The organism is Amycolatopsis sp. NPDC003861 (assembly GCF_053605405.1).
Window position 1 is genome coordinate 1 of record NZ_JBSGJD010000391.1, and the last position, 6,009, is coordinate 6,009.

General features: G+C 72.1%; 7 protein-coding genes. 3 read left to right on the top strand and 4 right to left on the bottom strand.

Annotation, left to right across the window (positions count from 1 at the left end):
- The 3 genes from ACWEVN_RS45770 to ACWEVN_RS45780 all read left to right on the top strand — a co-directional run.
- The coding region (locus tag ACWEVN_RS45770) for an HU family DNA-binding protein (protein WP_452055449.1) at window positions 1-505 on the top strand (505 nt) is incomplete at its 5' end.
- Window positions 506-1,050: 545 nt separating this feature from the next.
- Window positions 1,051-1,236, top strand: coding sequence for a hypothetical protein (locus ACWEVN_RS45775; protein ID WP_449681510.1), 186 nt, complete (start codon window positions 1,051-1,053; stop codon window positions 1,234-1,236).
- Window positions 1,237-1,439: 203 nt separating this feature from the next.
- Window positions 1,440-1,853 carry a histone-like nucleoid-structuring protein Lsr2 gene (locus tag ACWEVN_RS45780; RefSeq protein WP_086848477.1) on the top strand — a complete coding sequence of 138 codons (414 nt, stop codon included), beginning with the start codon at window positions 1,440-1,442 and terminating at the stop codon, window positions 1,851-1,853.
- Window positions 1,854-2,005: 152 nt separating this feature from the next.
- Here the strand turns inward: ACWEVN_RS45780 and ACWEVN_RS45785 are convergent, their stop codons facing one another.
- From ACWEVN_RS45785 to ACWEVN_RS45800, 4 genes are all read right to left on the bottom strand, one after another.
- Entirely contained in the window at window positions 2,006-2,605 is a 600-nt protein-coding gene (locus ACWEVN_RS45785) for a TetR/AcrR family transcriptional regulator (protein WP_452055450.1), read from the bottom strand.
- A 26-nt stretch (window positions 2,606-2,631) separates the two neighbouring features.
- Window positions 2,632-3,699, bottom strand: coding sequence for a hypothetical protein (locus ACWEVN_RS45790; RefSeq protein WP_452055451.1), 1,068 nt, complete (start codon window positions 3,697-3,699; stop codon window positions 2,632-2,634).
- Window positions 3,696-5,141 carry an FAD-dependent oxidoreductase gene (locus ACWEVN_RS45795; protein ID WP_452055452.1) on the bottom strand — a complete coding sequence of 482 codons (1,446 nt, stop codon included), beginning with the start codon at window positions 5,139-5,141 and terminating at the stop codon, window positions 3,696-3,698. Before ACWEVN_RS45795 ends, ACWEVN_RS45790 begins: the two co-directional genes overlap by 4 nt.
- Window positions 5,142-5,486: 345 nt before the next feature.
- Window positions 5,487-6,009 (bottom strand): HU family DNA-binding protein (locus tag ACWEVN_RS45800; RefSeq protein ID WP_452055453.1); only part of this gene is annotated, 523 nt, incomplete at its 5' end.

The following is a 6,009-nucleotide window of genomic DNA, read 5'->3' on the forward strand; positions in this document are numbered from 1 at the left end:
CCGCGCCGCTCGCACCGCCCGCAACCCGCGCACCGGTGAGGCCGTCCGCGTCAAGAAGACCAACGTGCCCGCCTTCCGCGCCGGCACCACCTTCAAGGACGTCATCTCCGGCACCAAGAAGCTCCCGAAGGCCACCCCGGTCAAGCGCGCCACCGCGGCGACGTCGACCCGCGCGACCGCCACCAAGACCGCGGCGGCGGCCCCGGCCAAGGCCACCACGACCCGCACCACGCGGGCGGCGGCGGCCAAGCCGGCCACCACGCGTTCGACGACGACCCGCACCCGCACGGCGGCCGCGAAGCCGGCGGCCAAGGCCACCGCGACCAAGGCGGCCCCGAAGACCGCCGCCAAGACCACGGCGGCCAAGGCCACCACGGCGAAGGCGACCACCACGCGGGCGAAGACCGCCGCCGCCAAGCCGGCCGCAACCAAGACCGCCGCGGCGAAGAAGACCACGGCGGCCAAGGCCCCGGCCAAGCGCACCTCCGCCGCGAAGAAGAAGTAACACCCTCGCGACGATCGGAAGGGCCCCGCACCAGGCTGGTGCGGGGCCCTTCCGGCATTTCGGGGGTGGGTCGCCGCGGGGCTTCCGGCGAGCCCGGGCAGGCCGCGGCGAATGCGGCCGCCTTCGGCCCTCACAAGCCTGCAGCCCTGCCAGGCTGGCCCCCACAAGCCTCCAGCGCTCCGAACAGCCCTACCAGCCACCAGCGCTTCCAAGCCAGCCACACGAGCCTCCGGCGTTCCTCAGCGGCCGGTAAATGCGCCCAGAGCCGCCGGACCGATCCCGCAAACCGGCCTGAGATCGCCGCCCCCGGGCCCGCCGAGCATCGCCACGAATGTCGCCCACCAAGCGCCCCGCCGTTTCCCGGCGTGCTTTTCCCGCCCGCGGAACCGGTCCCGGTCACCCCCTCACCCGATCCCCCGCCGGCCGCCGAACAATTCACCTCGCCCACTCGTTGGGGTGAACACCCCGGCCCCCGCGACGGTTGCGTCCGGGGCTTCGCGGGTAGCCGTGCGGCAGGGAACGCAATCCGACCGCAAGGAGTCGCGATGACGGAGAACGAAAACCGGCCCGAAGCGGACCTCGACCACAGCCGGCAGCTCATCAAAGAGGCGAAAGAAGCCGCGCGGGAGGCCCAGCTGGCCGATCCCGCCGAAGGCGCCGCCGACGAGGCGCTCGCCACGGATCCGCCCTACCACCACGGCGAGCAGGGCTCCACACCCTCCGGAACCTGAATTCCCCCGCCCGGCGAACAGCCGGGACGGCGGCGGCCCAGTCCTTTCAGGACCACCCCGGGCCGCCGCCGTTCCGCGGAATCCGGGAGGAAATTGCCGTACGTCTCCTCGGGTGGATACACTCCACCGAAGAACGCCGACCATTGTGCAACTTGTCACACGTCGCGTTCCCCCGGACGCACATCCAGCTGAGGAGCATTCCCGTGGCCCAGAAAGTCCTCGTCGAGATCCTGGACGACATCGACGGCAGCACCGCCGCCCAGACCGTTCAGTTCGGCCTCGACGGCGTCACCTACGAAATCGACCTTTCGGACGAGAACGCCTCCGCCCTGCGCGACGAACTGGCCCGCTACATCGCCGCCGGACGGCGCATCGGCGGCCGCAAGGTGCGCGTCGCCACCGGGCAGTCGACCACCACCAGCACCACCGACCGCGAGCGCAACCAGCAGATCCGCGCCTGGGCCAACGCGAACGGCTACGAGGTCTCCGAGCGGGGCCGCCTCTCCTCCGAGGTGATCGCCGCCTACGAGCAGGCGCAGGTCGAAGAGGCAGAGGCGCCCGCCGCCCCGCCGCGTAAGCGCGCCCCGCGCAAGAAGGTCGCCGCCGCCAAGAAGTAACGCCGTGGGCGGCAGATCACTGGGGAGAGATCACCGCAACCGTCGGTGGCGAGGGCGGAAACCCCTCGCCACCGACTCCGCGTGGGAGACGTCACACTTCCCCGCGTTGTCAGGAATTGTCATCGCATTCCCCGGCGGCGTTTCCGGAAACGTCAGCCGCGCAGCGCCGGCCCGATCCAGCGGCGGACCAGGGCGCGCAGCTCGTCGTCGCTGAGCGGCGGTGTCGAGGGGTACTGCAGGAACGACAGGAACAGCCGCATCAGGACCTCGGCGAGGCCCTGGAGCTCCTCGTCGGAGGCGATCCCAGCGCCCGCCCAGTCCACCGGCAGGTTCCGGAGGATCCGCGCCCCGTACGAAAACGCCAGCGGCGAAACGACGCCGTCGGTGAAGAAGTCCGCTTCGCCCGCCTGCAGCAGCAGGCCCATGTGCGGCTCCCCGGGCAGCGTCCGGACGGCGAACACCACGGACTCCATCGCGGCTTCGGCGGCCGTCCCGTACGCGGCCAGGTGCCGCTCCATCCGCCCGGCGAACTCTTCGACGCCGTCCAGCGCGACGGCCCGCAGGATGTCCTTCAGCCCCGGGAAGTAGCGGTAGACGGTCTGCCGGGTGACGCCCGCTTCGGCGGCGACGTCGGACAGGCTCGTCTTGGCCAGGCCGGCCCGGTCGAGGCAAGCCGTCGCCGCTTCGACGATCCGCCGGCGTGCCTCGTCTTCGGTGCCGGGCGGGTTGCCCTGCCATCCGTGGTGCCCCATGCCGCCATCTTCCCCGAGCGGAGCGCTCAGCCCGGGACAGGGGTGCGGACGCGCCGCGACAGCGCCACCAGCAGCAGGCCGGCCCCGGCGAAGCAGACGAGCGCGTACAGCCCGCTGCCGATCGGCGTACCGTCCGCCGTGACGCCGTCCTTCGCCGCGAAGTAGGCCGGGAGCGCCGACAGCCAGAACACCGCCATCGCACCCAGGTAAACGGCGGGGTAGCACCGCGTGAAGGCCGACAGGGGCTCGCCCGGTTCCCCGGAACGCAGGTGCGCCACGACGATCCAGCCGCCGGCCACCCACAGGAGCCCCAGCTCGACACCGAGGATCCAGGCCCGCGCGGTGACGTTGTCGCCGGCGAAGCCCGACGGGATCCCGGCGATCGCCATGGCCGGCGGCGTCAGGACACCGGCCAGCAGGATGCGCAGGGTCAGCCGGCGCCGGCCGCGGGTCAGGCGGACGACGAGGTAGGTCATCGCGGCCATCGAAACGGAAGCGAACAGCAGCATGCTGTTCAGCGGCACCGACGCGAAGGCCGGGTGGTTGACGATCGTGTTGGCCGGGTTCCACGCCCACCACTTCAGCTGCGGGCCGAGGTGGTCGAAGACCTCGTAGAACACCTGGCAGGTGAAGGCCACCGCCACCGAACCCCGCAGCGCCCCGCGCCGGAAGAGCCCGAGCGAGCGGACGACTTCGTAGGCGAGCTGGCTGATCACCGGGTAGAACGCCACGATGTAGAGCGGCAGCCGGTCTCCCATGAACTGCACGGTGAACAGGTTGTGGGCGAAGATGAAGCCGTACAGCCGGTCGAGCCCGAACCACTCCGGGAAGTACAGTGGCGGTTCGGTGACGAACAGGTAGACCAGTGAAGCCCACCACAGCGCCAGGTTCACCGGGTCGCCGGCACGACGCCGGCGCAGCGCGTGCACCAGAGCGAACACCGCGCCGCCGACGATCAGCACTTCCAGCAGCGGCATCGTCCAGTGGGCGAGCGCCCACGGCGGCCGGACCGACACCACCGGCGAGACGTCGTGGCAGCCGAACCCCAGCCCGCGGGTGACGGCTTCGGCGTCCGGTCCGCACGCCGTGCTCATCGCGCGGTCGCCGTCGCCGCCGAGTAGTCCGTGGCCGGTGGTTCCGCCTGGGGGTCGAACCCGAACGGCACTCGGTGGCGGCCCAGCGCGGCGCGGACGCGGTAGCGCACCAGGCCGGCGAGGACCCGCGGGGTGCGCAGCATCCGACCCAGCGATTCGTCCAGGTTGAACACCTTCGCGAAGTGCTCGTCGACCACCTCGTCCTCGCGGGCCGCGCCGACGACGAGGCGGAACGCCGGTGCCGACATCGCCGCGACGATGCGCCGCCGCCACTCCGGCAGCTGCTCGGTGCCGACCGCGCAGGCGTAGCCCTGGTCGCGGGCCATCGCCAGGCTCCACGGCACCCGCAGCAATCGGCGTTGCGCGGTGAAGAAGCGCGCGGAGAACTTCGCGTCGAGCCGCTCCGCGCGGGCCAGGTGCTCGCGCAGCAGCAGCGCCGATCCCGACGCGGAGCTGATGCCCTGGGCGTAGAAGGGGTTGAACGCGCAGATCGAGTCGCCGACGAAGACCAGCCGCCGCGCCCGCGTGCGGAGGCGGTCGTAACGGCGCCACTTGTTGCCGGTCGACCGCGTGAGGTGGACCGGCGAGGCGGGGACGCAGCGGTCCATGGCGTCGGCGAACAACGGCGTCCGCACCCGGCGCGCCGTCTCCGCGAACGCGGCCGTGGTGCTGGGCATCTCCAGCCCCCACGAGCCCATGCAGGCGATGACGCGGTTGCCTTCGATCGGGAAGAAGTTGACCAGGAACTCGTGCTCGGCCGGGTGGTCGCCCTTGTCCGGCGTCGGCATGATCACCAGGTGCCGCCACCACCAGGAGGCGGGGCGCTCGGCGGGCAGGTCGTACCAGCGCGAGGTGTAGGTGACCTTGGCGTCGAGGGTCTGCACCTCGGGTTCGGGCCAGCCGGCCGCCGCGAGCCAGCCGGAAACCGGGGAACCGCGGCCCATGGCGTCCACGACGAAGTCGGCGTCGACGTGCTCCTCGTCGAGCTCGACTCCGGTGACCTCTCCGTCCGAGGTGGTCAAGCCACGCACCGAGACCCCCTCGCGGACGACGACGTTCGCCAGCTCGCGCACCTTGTCCCGCAGCACGCGTTCGATGAGGATCCGCGAGCCGTAGACCATCGTCATGGCGCTGCGCTTGCGGGCCGACCAGCCCGGCCCGTCGAGGTAGGCGGCGTCCATGGACGGCATCAGCAGCAGCCCGCCGGCCGCGATGAGGTCGTCTTCGAACCCGGGGAACAGCGCGCCGATCGCGCGCCGCCCGGAGTTGAGCAGGAAGTGCGGGTGCTTGCTCTGCGGGACGCCGCGGCGGCGTTCGGCGCCGTCGGGCAGTTCGTCGCGTTCCAGCACCAGCACCCGGTCGAAGTGCGGGGCGAGCGCTCCGGCCGTGCACAGGCCGGCGGCACTGCCCCCGAGGACGACGGCGGTCTTGCCGAGCCGCATGCGGATCAACTCCCGTCATTCATACAAACAGACATCGAATGTATGAATGATCACCCGTGGATGTCAAGCCCCCGTGAAGTCCACAGTGGACATGGTGGGCTGATTTCCGGCCTCCGGCGAGGGGACGCCCGGCTCCTCGCCGGCCCCGTCGGCCCTGCTCGCTTCAGCCGGGGGACCTGCCGGTCGGAGCACCCTGCGCAGACCTCGCCCGCCGGGCGGAGGCCGTCTCACGAGTTCGCCCAGCCCCGCAAGAGTCCTATGTGGTCGCACGAGCGAGCGGCGCCGGAAATGCCGAAGGGCCCCGCACCGGCTCGGTGCGAGGCCCTTCGAGGGAAAACGGGGTTACTACTTCTTCTTGGCCGCGGAGGTGCGCTTGGCCGGAGCCTTGGCGGCCGTGGTCTTCGCCGCGGTCGTCTTGGCCGCGGTGGTCTTGGCCGCGGCCGGCTTGGCGGCGGCGGTCCGGGTGCGCGTCGTCGTCGCCTTGGCCGGGGTCGCCTTCGCCGTGGTGGCCTTGGCCGCCGTGGTCTTCGCCGCGGTGGTCTTCGGGGCCGCCTTGGCGGCGGTGGCCTTGGCGGCCGGCTTCGCCGCGGTGGCGCGGGTCCGCGTGGTCGTCGCGGCCGGCTTGGCCGCCGCGGCGCGGGTGGTGCGGGTCGTGGTCGCCTTGGCCGGCGCGGCCGCCGCGGCGGTCTTCGTGGCCGTCGCCCGCGTGCCGGCGGCGGCGCGCTTGACCGGGGTCGCCTTCGGGAGCTTCTTGGTGCCGGAGATGACGTCCTTGAAGGTGGTGCCGGCGCGGAACGCGGGCACGTTGGTCTTCTTCACCTTCACGGCCTCACCGGTACGCGGGTTGCGCGCCGTGCGGGCCGCGCGA